Here is a 19,140-nt window from a genome sequence, read left to right on the forward strand (position 1 = left end):
GCTCTTCCTCTCCTCGACCCCCCGCCTCGCGTCCGGCGAGGGAGGCTTACGGCTTTACGCCCGGCCGTTCCGGCCGGCCCACGCGACCAGCCCCTGAAGCGCCCTGAACCACGTCCCGGCCAGGTCCTGGACCGCGTCGCGCGGCAACAGCCCCTCCAGGTACGCCCAGTGAGCGGCGAGCACGGGCCCGTCCGCCCGGTCCTCCGTCACCACGTTGATCTCCAGCGCGTGGCCCTGCCGCATCGCGGCCTCGGGACCGATGTCGGCCACGTCCTCCTCGGGCGCGTACGACCAGTCCGTCTCCTCCGGGATGTCGAACCGCCCCAGGTAGTTGAACTCCACGCGGGCCGGTTCGCGAGCCGCCAGCACCTCGCGCGTACGGGGGTTGAGGTGCCGCAGCATGCCGTAGCCGACACCGTTCCCCGGTAGCGACGCCAGGTGCTCGCGGACCCGCCGTACGACCTCCCGCGCCGCCGGACCACCCGCGAAGGCCTCGGCGAGATCGGCCGCCCCCGCGTCCAGCCGGACCGGGAAGACGCTCGTGAACCAGCCCACCGTGCGGGACAGGTCGAAGTCGTCCCCGGCCAGCTCCTCCTCGCGGCCGTGGCCCTCCAGATCGACCAGGACCGAGGTGTCGGACCCGCCGCCGCGCCGCCGCCAGTCGGCGAAGGCCAGCGCGAGCCCCGCCAGCAGCACGTCGTTGACGCCGGCGCCGAACGCGGCGGGCACGGACGACAACAGCGGCCCGGTGTGCTCGGCCGGCATCCTGAGGACCACCTCCCGCCGGGTCGCGGTGGTGTCGCGGTCCGGATCGACCTCCCGGGCGAGCGGGAACGGCTCGGTGCCGCCGTCGCCGTCCAGGCCGCCGTCCAGCACGGCCTTCCACACCGGCAGCTCGGCCTCCCGCGCCGGGTCCCGCGCCAGCTCGGACAGCAGCCGTGACCAGCGGGCGAACGACGTGTCCACCGGGTCGAGTCGCACCGGCCGCCCGGCGGACACGTCCCGCCAGGCCGCCGCCAGATCCGGCAGCAGCACGCGCCACGACACACCGTCCACCACCAGGTGGTGGGCCATGAGCAGCAGCCGTCCGGGAGCGTCGCCCGCGTCGAACCACACGGCCCTGACCATGGCGCCCGCGTCCGGGTCCAGCAGCGCCCTGGCCGCGTGCGCGTGCTCCCGTACGGCCTCGCTCAGCGCCTCCGCATCGAGCCCCGCCACGTCCACCCGGTCGATCCACCCGGCGGCGTCGACGGCACCGGCCGCCGGAACGTGCAGCGACCACTCCTCGGCGTCGTCCCGCGACGGCCGGACCAATGTCGCCCGCAACAGGTCGTGCCGGTCGGCCAGCGCCTGCAGCACGGCCGTCAGAGCGGGCAGGTCCAGCTCCGCCGGGGTGCGGACGAGCGCGGACTGGTGGTACGTCGCGAACGGGCCGCCCAGTTCGCGCAGCCAGTGCATCACGGGGGTGAGCGGCACGGTTCCGGTGCCGTCGTCCTCCGGACGCGGGGCAGCGGTACCCGCGGACTCGGCGACCGCACCCAGCGCCGCCACCGTACGGTGCCGGAACACCAGCCGCGGGGTGATCCGCACACCCGCCGCACGGGCCCGGCCCACGAGCTGCATGGCCACGATGCTGTCGCCGCCGAGGGCGAAGAAGTCGTCGTCCACGCCGGCCCGTTCCAGTCCCAGCACCTCGGCGAACACCGCGCAGAGCACCTTCTCGGCCGGTGTGGCGGGAGCGCGCCCGGACGACAGGGCGGAGAAGTCGGGCGCGGGCAGGGCGGCCCGGTCCAGCTTGCCGTTCGCCAGTTCCGGGAACCGGTCCAGCGCGACCACGGCGGCCGGGACCATGTGGTCCGGCAGCCGGGCGGCGACATGGCCGCGCAGCTCGCCCGGGTCCGGCAGGGCGCCCGGCGCCGGAACCACGTACGCCACGAGCAGCTTGCGGGAGCCCTGCTGACGTACTGTCACCAGGGCCTGGCCGACCGCCGGATGACCGGCGAGGACGGACTCGATCTCCGCGGGCTCGATACGGAAGCCACGGATCTTGACCTGGTCGTCGGCCCGGCCGAGGTAGTCGAGGTACCCGTCGGCGGTCCAGCGGGCCAGGTCGCCGGTGCGGTACAGCCGGGAGCCCGGTTCGCCGAACGGGTCGGCCACGAACCGCTCCGCCGTCAGCCCGGGACTGTCCAGGTACCCCCGGGCGAGACCGCCGCCTGCCAGGTACAGCTCGCCCGTGACTCCCGGCGGCACCGGCTGCAGCAGCCCGTCCAGCACATACGCCCGCGTCCCGGCCACCGGCCGTCCCACCAGCGGGCGTTCACTGTCACGGACCCTGGCCACCAGGGCGTCCACGGTCGACTCCGTCGGCCCGTACAGGTTGAACGCCTCGGTGCCACGCAGCGAGGCCAGCCGCCGCCACAGCGAGACCGGTACGGCCTCGCCGCCCACGCCGACGACCGCGAGCGGGCAGCCGTCGCCGAGCGGCAGACCGCTCTCGGCCATCTGCGCGAAGAACGACGGCGTCACCTCCAGGAAGTCGAACCGGTGCTCCACCACGGCCCCGGCGAGCAGCTCGGGATCCCGCCGCACCTCCTCCGACACGATGTGCACGCAGTGCCCGTCCAGCAGCCACAACTGGGGCTGCCAGGAGGCGTCGAAGAAGAACGACCAGGCGTGGCCCGCCCGCAGATGCCGTCGTCCCGTGGCCTCGATCGCCGGGGCGTAGAGCGTCTCGCGGTGGCTGTGGAAGAGGTTGCCAAGGGTCTCGTGGGTGACCACGACACCCTTGGGGCGGCCGGTCGAGCCGGAGGTGTAGATGACGTAGGCGGGATGACGAGGCGTCAGCGAGCCGGTGCGGTCGGCATCGGTGAGATGGTCCGGCTGCTGGGCGGCGATCCGCTCGACCGTGGCGGGCTCGTCCAGTACGAGAGGCTCGGTGCCCGTGGGCAGGGCGCCGGCGAACTCACGTGTGGTGAGGGTCAGTACCGGACCGGCGTCGTCGAGGACGTCCGCCGTACGCTCCACCGGGGCGTCCGGGTCGAGCGGCAGATACGCCGCCCCCGCCTTGTGCACCGCGAGCACGGCCACCAGGAACCGTGCGGTGCGGGGGAGTGCCAGAGCCACGAACCGCTCGGGGCCCGCACCGAGTTCGACCAGCAGACGCGCCAGCCGGTTCGCCTCGTCGTCGAGCTCGGCGAAGCTCAGCTCGATTCCGTCCGAGGCCACGGCGGGCAACTCCGGGCACCGACGCACCTGTTCCTCGAAGAGGGCGGGCACGGTGGTCGGCGCGGTGACGACCGGCCGGCCGTGCCATCCGCCGACCAGTCGTCGCCGTTCGTCCTCGTCGAGGATGTCGACGCGCCCGAGCGACAGGCCCGGGTCGGCGGTCACGGCCCGCAGGACGCGCCGCAGACGGTCCGCGAAGGACTGCGCGGTCGCGTGGTCGAACAGGTCGGCGCTGTACTCCAGCACACCGTCCACACAGCTGCCGTTGCCTCGCTCCACGAAGTCGAAGGACAGGTCGAACTTGGCGGTGGTGTTCGCGACCTCGTCGCGGCCGCCGCTCAGCCCGGGCAGCAGCCCCGCCCCGTCCCTGTCCCCGTCTGACGCCAGGTACACCACCATCACCTGGAACAACGGGTGCCGGGCAAGCGACCGGGCCGGGTTGAGTACCTCCACCAGCCGCTCGAAGGGCACGTCCTGGTGGTCGTAGGCGGCCAGGTCGGCCGCCCTCACCCGGGCCAGCAGCTCCTGGAACGTCGGATCGCCCGAGGTGTCGGTGCGCAGCACCAGCGTGTTGAGGAAGAACCCGACCAGGTTCTCCAGCGCCGCGTCCGTCCGCCCGGAGATGGGGCTGCCGATCGGGATGTCGTGGCCCGCGCCCAGCCTGCTGAGCAGTGTCGCCACGGCGGCCTGCAGCACCATGAACACGCTGACGCCGTTGTCGCGCGCCAACTGGTGCAGGGCTGCCGCCAGTTCGGCGTCGAGTGTCAGATCGGCGGAGCCGCCCCGGTAACTCGACTCCAGCGGCCGGGGCCGGTCCACGGGGAGGGCCAGCTCCTCGGGCAGCCCGGCCAGCGCCCGTTTCCAGTAGCCGAGTTGCTCCTCGCCGACCTCGGCGAGCAGTCGCTCCTGCCAGAGGGTGTAGTCGGCGTACTGGACCGGCAACGGCTCCCACTCGGGCGCCCCGCCCTCCAGCCGCGCCGCATAGGCGAGCGCCAGATCCCGGTGCAGCGGCGCCTCCGACCACTCGTCACCCGCGATGTGGTGCACCAGGAGCAACAGCGTCCACTCCTGCTCGCCGGTGCGGAACACATGGACGCGCAACGGCGGTTCGCGGTCCAGCTCGAAGCCGTACGTCCCGGCCCGCGCGAGCCGCTCGGGCAGCAGGACCGCGTCGACGTCCTCCACGTCGAAGAAGACGTCACGCGGCTCGAGAACGCGCTGGTAGGGACGCCCCTCCTCGTCGGGGAACACCGTGCGCAACGTCTCGTGCCGGGTCACCAGATCGCGCACAGCCGCCCGCAGCGCCTCGACGTCCAGGTCGCCGGTCAGTCTCCAGGCGGAGGGGATGTTGTACGTCGGGTTGGGTCCCTCCACCCGGTACAGCACCCACAGCCGCCGCTGGGCGGAGGACAGCGGGAGCCGCTCGGGACGCGTGCGCGGGGTGAGCGCCGGGCGGGCACCGGCCATGGAGCCGTCGGTCAGACGCCGGGCGAGCCGGGTCACCGTCGGCGCGTCGAACACCGTACGCAGCGACACCTCCGCCCCGAACGCCGTCCGTACCGCGGAGACCAGCCGCATCGCCAGCAGCGAGTGGCCGCCGAGGGCGAAGAAGTCGTCGTCGACACCGACCCGCTCGACGCCCAGGACGTCCGCGAACAGCCCGCAGAGGATCTCCTCGCGGGGATCGCGCCCCCGGCCGCCCGCGCCGCCACCCGCCGTGAGGTCGACGGGGGGCAGGGCCCGGCGGTCGAGCTTGCCGTTCGGCGTGAGCGGCAGGGCGCGCAGCGTGACGAACGCCGCGGGGACCATGTGTTCCGGCAGCGCGGCAGCGGCGTGGGCGCGCAGCACCGCCGCGTCCGTGATCTCTCCGGCGGCCGGTACGACGTACGCCACGAGCCGTTCGTCGTGCGGGACGACGACCGCGTGGCCGACGGAGCGGTGCCGGGCGAGGACCGTCTCGATCTCGCCGGGCTCGACGCGGACTCCGCGGATCTTGACCTGGTGGTCGGTGCGGCCGAGGAAGTCGAGTGCGCCGTCGGACCGCCATCGGGCCAGGTCGCCCGTGCGGTACATACGGGAGCCGGGTGGGCCGTACGGGTCGGCGACGAACCGCTCGGCGGTGAGTCCGGGCCGGTCGAGGTAGCCGCGGGCCAGCTGGACGCCCGCCAGGTACAGCTCTCCCGCGACACCCGGCGGAACGGGCCGCAGCCCGGCGTCCAGGACATACGCCCGCGTGTTCCACACGGGACGGCCGATCACCACACGCTCGTCGTCCGGCAGGACCTCGACGGCCGTGACGTCGACCGACGCCTCGGTGGGCCCGTACAGGTTGTGCAGTTCAGCGGACATGACCTGGTGGAAACGCCCCGCCACCGCGACCGGCAGCGCCTCGCCACTGCAGACGACGCGGCGCAAGCCGGTGCACCGGGCGGCGGCGGGCTCCTCCAGGAACACCTGGAGCATCGACGGTACGAAGTGCGCCGTCGTCACGTCCTGCTCGCGGATCAGATCGGCCAGGTACGCCGGGTCCCGGTGACCGTCCGGCCGCGCGACCACCAGCGCGGCCCCGGTGATCAGCGGCCAGAAGAACTCCCACACCGACACGTCGAAGCCGGCCGGCGTCTTCTGCAGTACCCGGTCCTCGCCCGTCAGCCCGTACGCGTCCTGCATCCACAGCAGCCGGTTCACGATGCCCTCGTGCGGGACGACCACTCCCTTGGGACGGCCCGTGGACCCGGAGGTGTAGATCACGTAGGCAGGGCTCAAAGGGTCGTAGGACGTGGGCAGTTCACCTTCCGGTCCCTCCGGCAGCGCGTCCTCGACGACGCACACCGGCCGGGCCTCCTCCAGCATGAGCGCGCGCCGCTCCCTCGGCTGGTCGGCGTCCAGCGGCAGATACGCCCCGCCCGCGCGGTGCACGGCCAGCAGGGCGACGACGAGGTCCACCGAGCGGGGGAGCGCCACGGCAACCGTGCGCTCCGGGCCCACTCCCAGACCGGCGAGCACCCGTGCGGTCCGCTCAACCCGGGCGTCCAACTCCGCGTAGGTGAACCGCTGTTCGCCGAAGACCAGAGCGAGTGCGTCCGGCGTCCGTGCCGCCTGCGCGCGGAACAGCTCCGGCAGGGTCGTGACCGCCACCTCGCGCGCGGTGTCGTTCCACCGGACGAGGACCGACTCCCGCTCGCCTTCCTCCAGCACATCCAATTCCCGTACGGCGACGCCCGGATCGGCCGCCACCTGCTCCAGCAGTCGCACCAGCCGCCCGGCCGTGTGCTCGGCGGTCGTCTCGTCGAACAGGTCGAGGGCGTACTCCAGGAGCAGCACCAGCCGGTCCCGGGCCGTCTCGTCCACGAACGTGAAGTGGAGGTCGAACTTGGCCATGCCGGTGTCCATGTCGAACCACTCCGTGGACAGCCCGAGCACGTCCGGGTCGCCGTCGGGCCGGTAGTGGTAGCCGAGCATGACCTGGAAGAGGGGGTTGCGGCCCGCCACCCGGGGCGGGTTGACCGCCTCGACGACCTGGTCGAAGGGCAGGTCCTGGTGCTCGAACGCGGCCAGGGCGGACTCCCGTACCCGGGCCAGGAGTTCGCGGAAGGAGATGCTGTCGTCCGACAGATCGGTCCGCAGGACGAGCGTGTTGACGAAGAAGCCGACCAGGTCGTTCAGCGCGTCGTCGGTGCGGCCCGCGATGGGCGAGCCCAGCGGTATGTCGTCCCCGGCGCCGAGCCGGTGCAGCAGGGCCGCGGTGGCGGCCTGGAACAGCATGAACATGCTCGTGCCGGTGGCCCCGGACAGCTCGCGCAGGGCCCGGCCCGTGTCGGCGGAGAGCTCCACGCGCACCTTGCCGCCGTGCCCCGTGGGCACCTCCGGCCGGGGCCTGTCGAGGGGGAGGGGCAGCTCCTCGGGGAGACCGAGGAGCGCCTCGGTCCAGTGCGCGAGCTGCTCCTCGCCGATCTGGTCGAGCAGTCGCTCCTGCCAGAGCGTGTAGTCGGCGTACTGGACCGGCAACGGCGCCCACTCGGGCGCCAGGCCCTCGCGCCGGGCCTCGTACGCACCGGTCAGGTCGATGAGGAACGGCCGGTCCGACCACTCGTCGGTGGCGATGTGGTGCAGGACCAGGGCCACCACCTGGTCCTGCGGCCCGAGCCTGAACACCTCGGCTCGCACCGGGAGTTCGGTACTCAGGTCGAAGGGTCGCCGCTGGGCCGCCTCGATCCGCACCGACAGCTCGTCCTCGCCGATGTCCTCCACGCGGAACTCGGGCTCGACGGCACCCGGCGCCACGATCCACTGGTACGGCTCGCCGTTCTCCTCCAGGAGTCGCGTCCGCAGCGTCTCATGACGGTCCGTCACGTCCTGTAGGGCTGCTCGCAGCGCGTCCAGATCGAGCCGTCCCCGGAGCCGGAAGACCAGCGGGAAGTTGTACGCCACCCCGCCGCCCCCGCCGCCCGTGATCCGCTCCACCAGCCACAGCCGCCGCTGGGCCGCCGACAGCGGGACACGGGCGGGCCGCTCGGTCACGGGCGCCGGTACCGGCCGGGCGGGCCGTCCGGCGTCCGCCCGCAACGCCAACGCCTCCGGCGTCGGGGCCTCGAACAGGTCACGGATGGCCAGCTCCGCGCCCAGTTCGGTGCGGGCCCGGCTGATCAGACGGGTGGCGAGCAGCGAATGACCGCCCAGGTCGAAGAAGTTGTCCTCCGCTCCGGTGCGGGGCAGCCCCAGCACCTCGGCGAAGAGCCGGCACAGCACCTCCTCGACGGGAGTGATCGGCCCGCGCCCCTCGGACAGGGCCACCGAGGGCTCCGCGTCCGGCAGCGCCCGCACGTCGAGCTTGCCGTTGTCGTTCATCGGCAGCCGCGGCAGGACCACGAAGGCGGCCGGGACCATGTAGCCGGGCAGCCGCTGCCCCAGGGCCTCCCGCAGTCGTCGTACGAGAGCCCCGTCGCCGCGCGTGGCGGTGGGAGTGTTGGCGTAGGGCGCGGTGCCTCGGTCGGTGCCCCTGTCGGCGCGCGGGAGGTGGAGGCCGGACGTGCGCACGGCTGCGGCGGCGCCGCGCACGAACACGGCGTCGAAGAAGCCCGGTTCGTCCGACCACGTGGTCAGCACCCGGTGGCTGTGGGCTTCGCCCAGGGCACGCAGCTCCTCGGGCTCCACGCCCGGCGTGACCGGGCCCGTGGACCGTCCGGCGTCCATCGCCCGCATCGCCGCGAGATCCTCCGCCGTACGGGCGTCCGGAATCCGGCGGACCCGCAGCACCTCGGCCCCGGCTGCCTCCAGGCGGGCCCGGAGCGCACTCGTCCCCGCACTCGGTCCCGGCCACTCCCACACGGGGGCGTCCCGCAGATCCAGGGCTTGGGGACGGTCGAGGCCTGCGGAACCGTCGAGGTTTTCGGGACGGTCGTACAGCACCACGTCGTAGCGGTACCGCGTCAGCTCGTTGTGGTGCCGTCCCGCCTTGGTGCGCAGATCGACGCCGACGCCGAGGGTGCTGAACCAGTCCGGGTCGACGAGCAGTTCCTTCTCCAGGGCGAGCCCTCGGTCCACGGCCCGGCGCAGCGCCTCCGGCTCGGCGTCCGCACCCGCGCGGGCGGCCTGGATGCCCGTCTGGAACACCCGGGCCTGCCGCAGGTCCCGTACATCACCGAGGAACAGGGCACCGCCCGGAGCCAGCAGCCCCATCGCTCCCTGGATCACCTTGCGCAGATGGTCCAGGCTCGGGAAGTACTGCACGACCGAGTTGATGACGATCGTGTCGAAGAATCCGATGGGCAGACCGTCCGTCACCTCGGCTGCCTGGCACCGCAGTTCGACCTTCCGCGCCAGCTCCGGGTCGGCCTTCAGGTCTTCGCCGAGCTTGCGGATGACGGGCGCCGCGAAGTCCGTGGCCCAGTACGACTCGGCGTCCGGGGCGAGCCGCGACAGCAGCAGACCGGAGCCGACACCGATCTCCAGCATCCGCCGCGGCCGCAGTTCACGGATCCGCCCGACCGTCGCCTCGCGCCACTCCCGCATGTGCGCCGCAGGGATCGGCTCACCGTCGTAGGAACTGTCCCAGCCCGCGAAGTCCTCGGTGAGGACGGCCGTGCCGATCTCGGTGTACTCGGCCGAGTAGATCTCCCGCCACTCACCGATCTGCTCCCGCTCGGCCGACTCCCGCGCCTCGGCGCCGGGTTCGGCCGGGACGACGTACCCCACCAGCCTCTGCGTACCCGGCGCGGAGGCGTCGTCGCGGGCGATCACCGCGGCCTGCGACACCTCGGGGTGCTGGGCGAGCACGGTCTCGATCTCGCCCAGCTCCACCCGGTGGCCCCGGATCTTCACCTGGTCGTCGGTGCGGCCCAGGAAGTCGAGATTGCCGTCCGGACGGCGCCGCACCAGGTCGCCGGTGCGGTACATGCGCTCACCCGGCTGCCCGTACGGGTCGGCCACGAACCGCTCGGAGGTCAGCCCCGGCCGGTCGAGATAGCCACGGGCCAGCCCGACACCGGCGATGTACAGCTCGCCCGCCACCCCGTCCGGCACGGGCCGCAGCCAGGTGTCGAGGACGCGGGCGCGGGTGGCGCGGATCGGACGCCCCACGGTCGGCGTCGCGCTGTCCTCCGTACCGCCGCCGAGGGTGTTGATCGTGTACTCGGTGGGCCCGTACAGGTTGTAGCCGTAGGTGCCCTCGGTGTCCCGCAGCGTGTTCCACACCGTCTCGGTGACCGCCTCGCCGCCGAGCAGCACCAGCGGCGGCCTGTGCCCCTCCAACAGGCCTTCCTCGATGAGGAGATGGGCGTACGTGGGCGTCACGTTGACCACGTCGACGCGGTGTTCCTCGCAGTACGCCACCAGCGCGGTCGCGTCCCGCCGCAACTCCTCGTCGCAGATGTGCACTTCGTGCCCCTCGACGAGCCACAACAGCTCCTCCCAGGACATGTCGAACGCGAACGACACGGTGTGCGCGATCCGCAGCCGCCGCCCGCCCGCGGCCGCGATCGCCGGCGCGAAGATCTCCTTCTGGTGGTTGAGCTGCATGTTCGTCAGACCAATGTAGGGCGTGACGACGCCCTTGGGGCGGCCGGTCGACCCGGATGTGTAGATCACGTACGCCGGGTGGTCCAGGCTGAAGGACCGCGAGACGGGCGATGCGGGCAGGTCCGTGAGCTCGGCCGCCACCCCCGGGTCGTCGAGCAGCACGCGCGGGGTGTCACCCGTCAGGGTCCCCGAAACCGCACGCGTCGACAGCAACAGCAGCGGACGCGCGTCGGCGAGCATCAGCGACAGCCGCTCGGCCGGGTGGTCCAGCTCCAGCGGCAGGTACGCGGCCCCCGTGCGCAGGACGGCGAACAGCGCCACCACCATGTCGATGGAGCGGGGCAGGCCGAGCGCGACGACCTTCTCCGGCCCGGCACCGCGCGCGATCAGCAGGCGGGCCATCCGGTTGCAGCGCGCGTCGAGTTCGGCGTACGTGACGGTCTGCGCGCCGAAGACGAGCGCGGTCGTGTCAGGGGTGCGGGTCGCCTGGGCGGCGAGCATGTCCGCCACCGTCTCGTGCGGCACGGGCTGCCGGTTCCCGGCCTCCTCGCGGGCCAGCGCGGCGGCCTCGGCGGGCAGCAGCGCGGTCAGCGAGCCCACGGCGGCCGACGGGTCGGACACCAGCCCGTCCACGAGCAGCACGAACCGCTCCAGCAGACTCCTCGCGTACGCGCCGTCCAGCAGATCCGGTCGGTACGCAAGCGTGACCCGGACCCGCTCGCCGGGGGTGACCACCAGGTTGGCCGGGTAGTGGGTGGCGTCCACGTTGGCGACCGCCGTGGCCCCGTGCCGTGCGCGCAGTCCGGCGAGCCGCTCGTCGGTGTCGGCGTTGCGCAGCACGAACAGCGTGTCGAACAGCCTTCGGTGACCGGTCTCGGCCTGGAGCACACCCAGGCCCAGGTACTCGTACGGCATCAGCTCCATCCGCTCGCCCTGGACGCGGCGCAGCAGGTCAAGCACCGGCTCGCGCGGGTCGAAGGCGATGCGGGCGGGCACGGTGTTGAGGAACATGCCGATGACGTTCTCGACGTCCGGCACCTCGCTCGGGCGCCCGGCGACCGTCGTACCGAAGACGATGTCCGTACGGCCCGTGGCGCTCGCGAGGACCAGCCCCCAGGCGGCGTTGAGCACCGTGTTGGGGGTCAGGCCGTGGCGGCGGGCGGTCTCGCGCAGCCGCTCGGCCGCGCCCGCGTCGAGGACCGCGTCCAGGTGCTCCGGGATGACCGGCTCCAGGCCCCGGTCGGAGACGGCGGGCAGGAGCAGCGTGGGCTCGTCGAAACCGGCCAGGGCGGTGCGCCAGGCGCGGGTCGCCTCGGTGTCGTCCTGACGCTCCAGCCAGGTCAGGTAGTCGCGGTACGAGCCGGGGCGGGCCAGCCCCGCCGGGGCGCCCCCGCTCTCGTACAGCGCGAACAGCTGGTCCAGGAACAGCCAGGCCGACCAGCCGTCCCAGAGGATCAGATGGCGGCCGACGACGAGCCGGTCGCCGCGCTCGTCGCCGAGCCGGATCAGCAGCATCCGGAAGAGGAGCGGGCGGGTGAGGTCGAAGCGGCGGGATCGCTCCTCGTCCATCAACTCCCGCAGATGCAGGTCCTGTTCGGGGGCGGACAGCATCGACAGGTCCACCTCGGTGAGGGGGATCCCGGCGTCCCCCACCTCGCGCACGATGAACTGCACCGGCTGGCGCAGCCCCTCACTGGTGAACCCGGCGCGCAGGCTGGGATTGCGGGCCAGCAGGGCGCGCGTCGCGGCCCGCAGCCGCCCCGCGTCCACGCGTTCGGCGAAGTCGAAGGACTCGTGGACCGTGTAGACGTCCAGCGAGCCCTCGTCGTACATGGAGTGGAAGAACAGGCCCTCCTGGAGCGGGGCCAGCGGCCACACGTCCTCGACGCGGCCCGGAGCGAGCCGCTCGACGCGCTCGCGCTCCTCCTCGGTGAGCACGAACGCGGACGCGGAAGCGTTCGCCTCACCGTCCTTCGTCTCCACGACGGTCGCCGCCGCCGCGAGCGCCGCCGGAGTGCGGTGCTCGAAGACGTCACGCGGGCCGAGCACCAGACCGGCGCGACGGGCCCGGCTGGAGACGGCGATGGAACTGATGCTGTCACCGCCGAGCAGGAAGAAGTCGTCGTCGGCGCCGACGTCCTCCAACTTCAGTACGGCGGCGAAGATCTCGGTGAGCAGCCGCTCCCGAGGGGTCCCCGGCGCACGGGTCGCGGCGGCCCGCCCGGCCTGCGGGGCGGGCAGCGCGGCCCGGTCCAGCTTGCCGCTCGGGGTGAGCGGCAGGGCGTCGAGGACGACCCAGGCGTCCGGGACCATGGGCGCGGGCAGGGAGTCGGCGAGCGCGCCGCGCAGCTCGGTGACGTCGAGGAGCGCGGACGCCGACGGTACGACGTACGCGACGAGGGCGTTGTCCCGTACCGTCACGGCCGCCTGGCCCACCTCGGGCAGACGCGTCAACGCGGCCTCGATCTCACCGAGTTCGACGCGGTTGCCGCGCAGTTTGACCTGCCGGTCGGTGCGGCCCAGGTACGCGATCACGCCGTCGGCGCGGCGCCGGACCAGGTCGCCGGTCCTGTACATACGGCTGCCGGGCGGCCCGTACGGATCGGCCGTGAACCGTTCGGCGGTGAGCCCCGGGCGGGCGTGGTAGCCGAGGGCGAGCTGGACGCCGGTCAGGTAGAGCTCGCCCGGGACGCCGTCGGGGACGGGCCGCAGACAGGAGTCCAGCACCCTGAGGCCCGTGTTCCACACCGGCCGGCCGATGGGCACGGCGTGGCCCGTGTCGGAGGGCTCACGCAGAGCGTTCGGGTCGTACGGGTGGTACGTGACGTCCACGGCGGCCTCGGTCGGGCCGTACAGGTTGTGCAGCGGTACCCCGGTCAGCGCGTGCCAGCTGCCCGCCGCGGTCACCGGGAGTGCCTCGCCGCTGCTCAGCACGCGGCGAAGCGACGCCGACCAGCTGGGGTCTCCGGTGACGTCCTCCGACTGGAGGAACGCCTCCAGCATGGAGGGCACGAAGTGCATCGTGGTGATGCCCTGTTCGCGCACGAGGGCCGCCAGGTAGGCGGGGTCGCGGTGGCCGTCCGGCCGGGCGAGCACCACGGCCGCGCCTTCGAGCAGCGGCCAGAAGAACTCCCACACGGACACGTCGAAGCTGGAGGGGGTCTTCTGCAGCACGCGGTCGTCAGCCGTCAGCCCGTACGCGCCCTGCATCCACGCGAGCCGGTTGATGATGGCGCGGTGGGTGACGACCACGCCCTTCGGCAGTCCGGTCGAGCCCGAGGTGTAGATGAGGTAGGCGGGGTCGTCGGGTCCGGCCGGGCGACCCGAAACTTCCTGAGGTTCGTCCTCCTCGGCGTCGAGCAGCAGCAGGGAAGGGGCGCTCTCGGGAAGCCGTCCGGCCGTGCCCGACAGCGTGACCACCGTCGTCGCACCCGAGTCGGCCAGCATGTGCGCCACTCGGCCGGCCGGATAGTCCAGGTCCACCGGCAGATAGGCCGCCCCCGACTTGAGCACGCCGAGCAGCGCGACCACGAGCTCCGCCGAGCGTGGGACGGCGACCGCGACGAACGCCCCCGGTCCTGCTCCACGGCGCCGCAGCCGGACCGCCAACGCCTCCGCGCGGACGTTCAGTTGGGCGTAGGTGAGGTGCTCGCCCTCGAAGACGACGGCCGTGGCCCCCGGCGTCCGCGCCACCTGTGCCGCGAACGCCTCGGCCAGAGTCGTCGCCGGGACGGAGCGCTCCTCGCCGGACGGGTGGGCCCGCAACCCCTCGTCGGGCGAGAGCAGTTCGACGGAGGCGGCCGGGCGGGCGGGGTCGTCGGCCATCGCTTCCAGGACGCGTGTCAGCCGGCCACCGATCGCGCGGACGGTGTCACCGTCCAGCCGTTCGCAGTGGTGCTTGAGCCGCAGATCCAGCTGTCGGCCGGGCTTGACGACGAGGGCGAGCGGATAGTGCACGGTGTCGTGGAAGGCGTCACCGGTGATCCGCACGTTGCCCGTCGCGTCCCGCGGGTCGGTGGCGCCGGGGTAGTTCTCGAACACCACGAGGGTGTCGAAGAGTTCGCCCTCGCCGGCGTGCCCGGTCAGCCGCTGGATCTCCGCCAGACCGAGGTGCTGGTGGTCGAGCAGCCGCGCCTGCTCCTCCTGGAGGCGGACCAGCAGCTTCCCGAGCGCCTCGCCCGGTGCCCAACGGAAGCGGGTGGGAAGGGTATTGATGAACAGACCCACCATCGAGGCGATACCGTCCACCTCGCTGTCCCGGCCCGAGACGGTGGTGCCGAACAGCACGTCGTCCCGGCCGGTCAGCCTGCCGAGCAGCAGACCCCAGGCGGCCTGGACCACCGTGCCCAGGGTGACGCCGTGCTCACGGGACCGCGCGGCGAGCCGCGCCGTGGTCCGCTCGGACAGCTCCACACGGACGTGCGCGGGGTGGCGAGGCGCGTCGTCGGCCGGCGTCCCGACCAGCCGGGTGGGTTCGTCGAGCCCGGCCAGCGCGGTGCGCCAGGCCTCACCGGCCGCGTCGCGGTCCTGCTCGCCCAGGCGGCGCAGGAAGGCGCGGTACGGGGTGACCTCGGGAAGTGGGGGAGCGTCCACACCGTAGAACGCCATCAGCTCGCGGTGCAGCACCGGCAACGACCATCCGTCCGCCACGATGTGATGGAACGTCAGGACCAGTCGGCTGCGCCGCTCCCCGAGACGGACCAGGGCACAGCGCACCAGCGGGGGCGCGCCCAGATCGAACCCGGCGGCCCGTTCCCCCGCGGCCACCGCATCGGCCGCCGCTTCCCTCACGCTTGCGTCCTGGGTGGAGAGATCGGTCTCCCGCCACGGCAGTTCGGCGTGCCGCGTGATGATCTGCACCGGCGTGCCGTCCGGGCGCTGCCGGAAGGCGGCCCGCAGCGGGGCGTGACGGTCGAGGAGCCGCTCGGCGGCCCGGCGCAGGGTGTCGCCGTCCACCGGGCCGGTGAGGTCGAGGACCTGCTGGACGACGTAGGTGTCGGCGTCGCCGCCCCCGGTCCCTCCAGTCCCTCCAGTCCCCCCAGCACCCCCGGTGACCGAGTGGAAGAAGAAGCCTTGCTGGAGCGGGGTGAGCGGAAGCAGTTCCTCGATCGCTAGCGGCCGGTCGCCCTGGATCTCGGCCAGTTCGCCCTCGTCGGCCTCCACCAGCGGACGTTCGACGGCGAGCCCGTCGCCACGTTCGGCGGCGCTCGCGTCCATGCGCTCGACGGCGGCCTTCGCTAGCGCCTCGACCGTGCGGTGCCGGAACACGTCGCGGGTGGTGAGCCGCAGTCCCGCCTCACGTGCCCTGATGAGCAACTGGATCGCGGTGATGCTGTCGCCGCCGAGGGCCAGGAAGTCGTCCTCCGCCGTCACCGCGTCCAGCCCGAGCACCTCGGCGTACAGGCGGCCGAGCAGCTTCTCACGGGCGGTGCGCGGGGCGCGGCCCGAGCTCATCGCCGCGTAGTCCGGGGCGGGCAGCGCCTTCTGGTCGATCTTGCCGCTCGGGGTGACCGGCAGTGCGTGCAGGGGGACGAACGCCGACGGGACCATGTAGTCGGGCAGCCACTCGGCGGCATGGGCACGCAGGGTCCGCATCAGCGCGGCCACGTCGCGGAAGGGCGCGGGGCGGTTGGCGTGGGGGTAGGCCCCGGCGGTCCGGTAGAGGCCGGTGAGCGGGCCGTCGAGGGTCAGTACGGCGTCGAAGGCGCCGTCGTCGGCGCTTCCGTTCCAGGTGAGGGCAGCCCGGTAGCCGTGCCGGGCGGCCAGGGCGTACACCTCCTCCGGGTCCGCGCCCGCGGCCGTCTCCCCGCTTGCGCCCTCCAGCCGCCACAGATCCGCCAGGTCGTCGGCGAGGCGGGCGTTGGGCACACCGGTGATCCGCAGCCGTGGTGAACGCTCGGCCAGCAGGTCGGCCGGCGATCCGACGTCCGCCCAGGAGACCTCCCGCTCCTCGGGGGGAACCGTGCGCGGCCCGGGGCGCAGGACGACGTCGTACCGGTACCGGCTCAGCTCGTTGTGGTGGACGCCCCGCTTGATCCGGATGTCGGCGTCGAAGCCGTCGAGCGCGGCGAAGTAGTCCGGGTCCAGCAGCAGTTCGCTCTCCCAGCGCACTGACCGCTCGACGGCCGCGCGCAGGCCGCTCTTGTCCTCGCCGACGGCCCGTCGTGTCTCGACGGCCGCGCGCAGGGTGCGCAGCAGCCGCAGATTGCGTACGTCACCCAGGAAGATCCGCCCGCCGGGGGCGAGCAGCCCCCTGATCCGCCGGAGTACGTCGGTGAGGTAGTCGGCGCTCGGGAAGTACTGTGCGACGGAGTTGAGGACGACGACGTCGAAGTGCCCGGTGGGCAGGCCGGTCGTGTCGTGGGCGGGCTGGGCGCGCAGTTCGAGCCTGGCCGCGAGCTCCCCGTCCAGCTGGGTGCGCAGCGCCCCGATCGCCTCGGCCGAGAGATCGGTACCCCAGTAGGTCTCGCAGTCGGGTGCGATGCGGGAGAGGATCAGGCCGCTGCCCACACCGATCTCCAGCACACGGTTGTGCGGCGCGAGTTCGAGGATGCGCTCGATGGTGGTCTCGCGCCACTCGCGCATCTCCTCGACGGGGATCGGCCGGCCGTCGTACATGCTGTTCCAGCCCGCGTAGTTCTCCTCGAACCCCTCCGAACCGGCAGCGCTGTAGAGGAGTTCGTGGACCTCCTTCCAGTCCTCCACACGGGCTTCGGGCCCGTCCAGCGCCGGAACGACATAGGCGGCCAGGCGCCGGTCGCCGGGCCGGTCCTCCCGGGCGACCACCGTGACCTGGTCGACGGCCGGATGGCCGCGCAGCACCGACTCGATCTCACCCGGCTCGATCCGGAAGCCACGGATCTTGATCTGGGCGTCCGCGCGGCCCAGGAACTCCAGCCGCCCGTCGCTTCGCCATCGCACCAGGTCACCGGTGCGGTAGAGCCGCTCGCCGGGCGAACCGAACGGGTCGGCGACGAATCGCTCGGCGGTCAGGTCCGGACGCCCCAGATAGCCGCGCGCGAGTCCCGCACCGCCCAGGTAGAGCTCGCCCGTGACTCCCGCCGGAACCGGCCGCAGGTACGCGTCGAGCACGTACGCCCGCGTGCCCGGGTCGGGAACTCCGATCGGCACGATCGCGCCCGCCGGGATGTCCGGATCGCACAGCCCGAGCGTGGAGTTGGTGGTCGCCTCCGTCGGACCGTACGCGTTGAACATCATCCGGCCGCGCGCGTAACGCCCCACCAGCTCCGGCGAGACACGTTCGGTGCCCGCCAACAGCGTCGCGCCGGGCGGGAGCCGGACGTCGTCGGGCATCGCGGCGAGCAGCGCGGGCGGCAGGATCATGAACGTGATGGCGTGCGCGTTCGCGTAGTCGGCGAGCGGCGCGCCGGGTACCCGCAGCTCGGCCGGTACGACGACGAGACGGCCGCCGGACAGCAGCCCGAGGCACAGGTCCCAGAAGGCGACGTCGAAACTCGGCGAGGCGAACTGCAGCACCCGGCTGTGCGGACCGATGCCGAACCGCTCGCTCTGCGTGGCCACGAGCTTCGCCACACCACTGTGCGCGAGCACGACACCCTTGGGGCGGCCGGTCGACCCCGAGGTGTAGATCACGTACGCGGCACTCTGCACGCCGAGGGGCGCGCCACGGTCCGCCTCCGTGGGGTCGTGGACGGGCCGGTCCGCCAACTCGGCGGCCACACCCGGTGAGTCGAGCTCCAGCAGCACCATGCCGTCCTGCTCGGGCAGGTCGCGTGCGGTCTCCTGTGTCGTCACCATGCACACGGGTGCGGCGTCGCCCAGCATGTAGGCGATGCGGTCCGCCGGGTAGTCGTGGTCGATCGGGAGGTAGGCCGCACCGGACTTGAGGACGGCGACCTCGGCGACGATCAGGTCCGTGGAACGCGGCAACGCCAGCGCCACGATGCGTTCGGGACCGGCACCGCGCTCGATCAGGGCGTGCGCCAGGCGGTTGGCGCGCTCGTCGAGTTCGGCGTAGGTGAGGTGCTCGTCCTCGAAGACGAGGGCGATGGAGCCGGGGCGCCGGCGAACCTGCTCGGCGAACATGGCGGGCCAGGTGTCCGAGGGGACCGTGTGCTCGGTGGCGTTCCAGTCGAGCACGACCTGCCGGTACTCGTCCGGGCCCATCAGGGCGAGGCGGGCCACGGGCGCGTCGGGCCGGGCCAGAGCGTCGGTGAGCAGGGTCCGGTAGTGGACGAGCAGCCGCTCGGCGGTCTCCGCGTCGAACAGACCCGGGTGGTACGTCACCCGTGCCGTGCCCTCGCTCGCCTCCAGCAACACGTCGACGGGGCCGGGCAGTTCGCCGACGGGCCGGTCGGCCGTGCCGAACCCCGTGTTGACGAACAGGCCCCCGCCACGCGTCGGCCGGGGACGCAGCTCGTCGATCAGGACACCGACGGGGATCCGGTGGGTCGTGGCCTCCTCCCACGCCTGGGCGACCCGCCTCACCAGTTCCCGGAACGTGGGCTCGTGATCGACCGACACCCTTACGAGTAGCCCGTCATGACCGACCGTCAGGTCCACGGCGCCGCTGTAACGGTGCAACAGGGCGACGAACGCGGCGAGGAGGACGGGGGAGGGGGCGTGGGGGACGCCGGACAGCGTGCGGATCTCCCCCTCCGCGACGGGCTCGGACGGATGGGGGCGGTCGGCGGGGAGCGACACCTCTGGCGGGAGGGGGGTGAGCAACCGCCGCCAGTAGGTCAGGACTTCCTCGGAACCGCACACAGCAGTGAGCCTCCCCGGCCGATCGGTCCCGGCCCTGGGCCGGGGATCGGCGTCATACTAAGGTAAGGGTTACCTAATTCACAGGGTGCTCATGGAAGGTGCCCAAGGGGATGCGACGCCAAGCGGCCACGTCCTACAGTTAAGGCA

1 protein-coding gene is annotated in these 19,140 nt (G+C 72.8%); it reads right to left on the reverse strand.

The features are described from left to right. Window positions 1–54 precede the first annotated feature (54 nt). A complete protein-coding gene (locus tag AB0959_RS27290; protein WP_366829216.1) occupies window positions 55–18,993 on the reverse strand; it encodes an amino acid adenylation domain-containing protein in 18,939 nt (6,312 codons plus the stop codon). Between the last annotated feature and the right edge of the window lie 147 nt (window positions 18,994–19,140).

This window comes from Streptomyces sp. NPDC046862, from assembly GCF_040704615.1.
Lineage (GTDB): Bacteria > Actinomycetota > Actinomycetes > Streptomycetales > Streptomycetaceae > Streptomyces.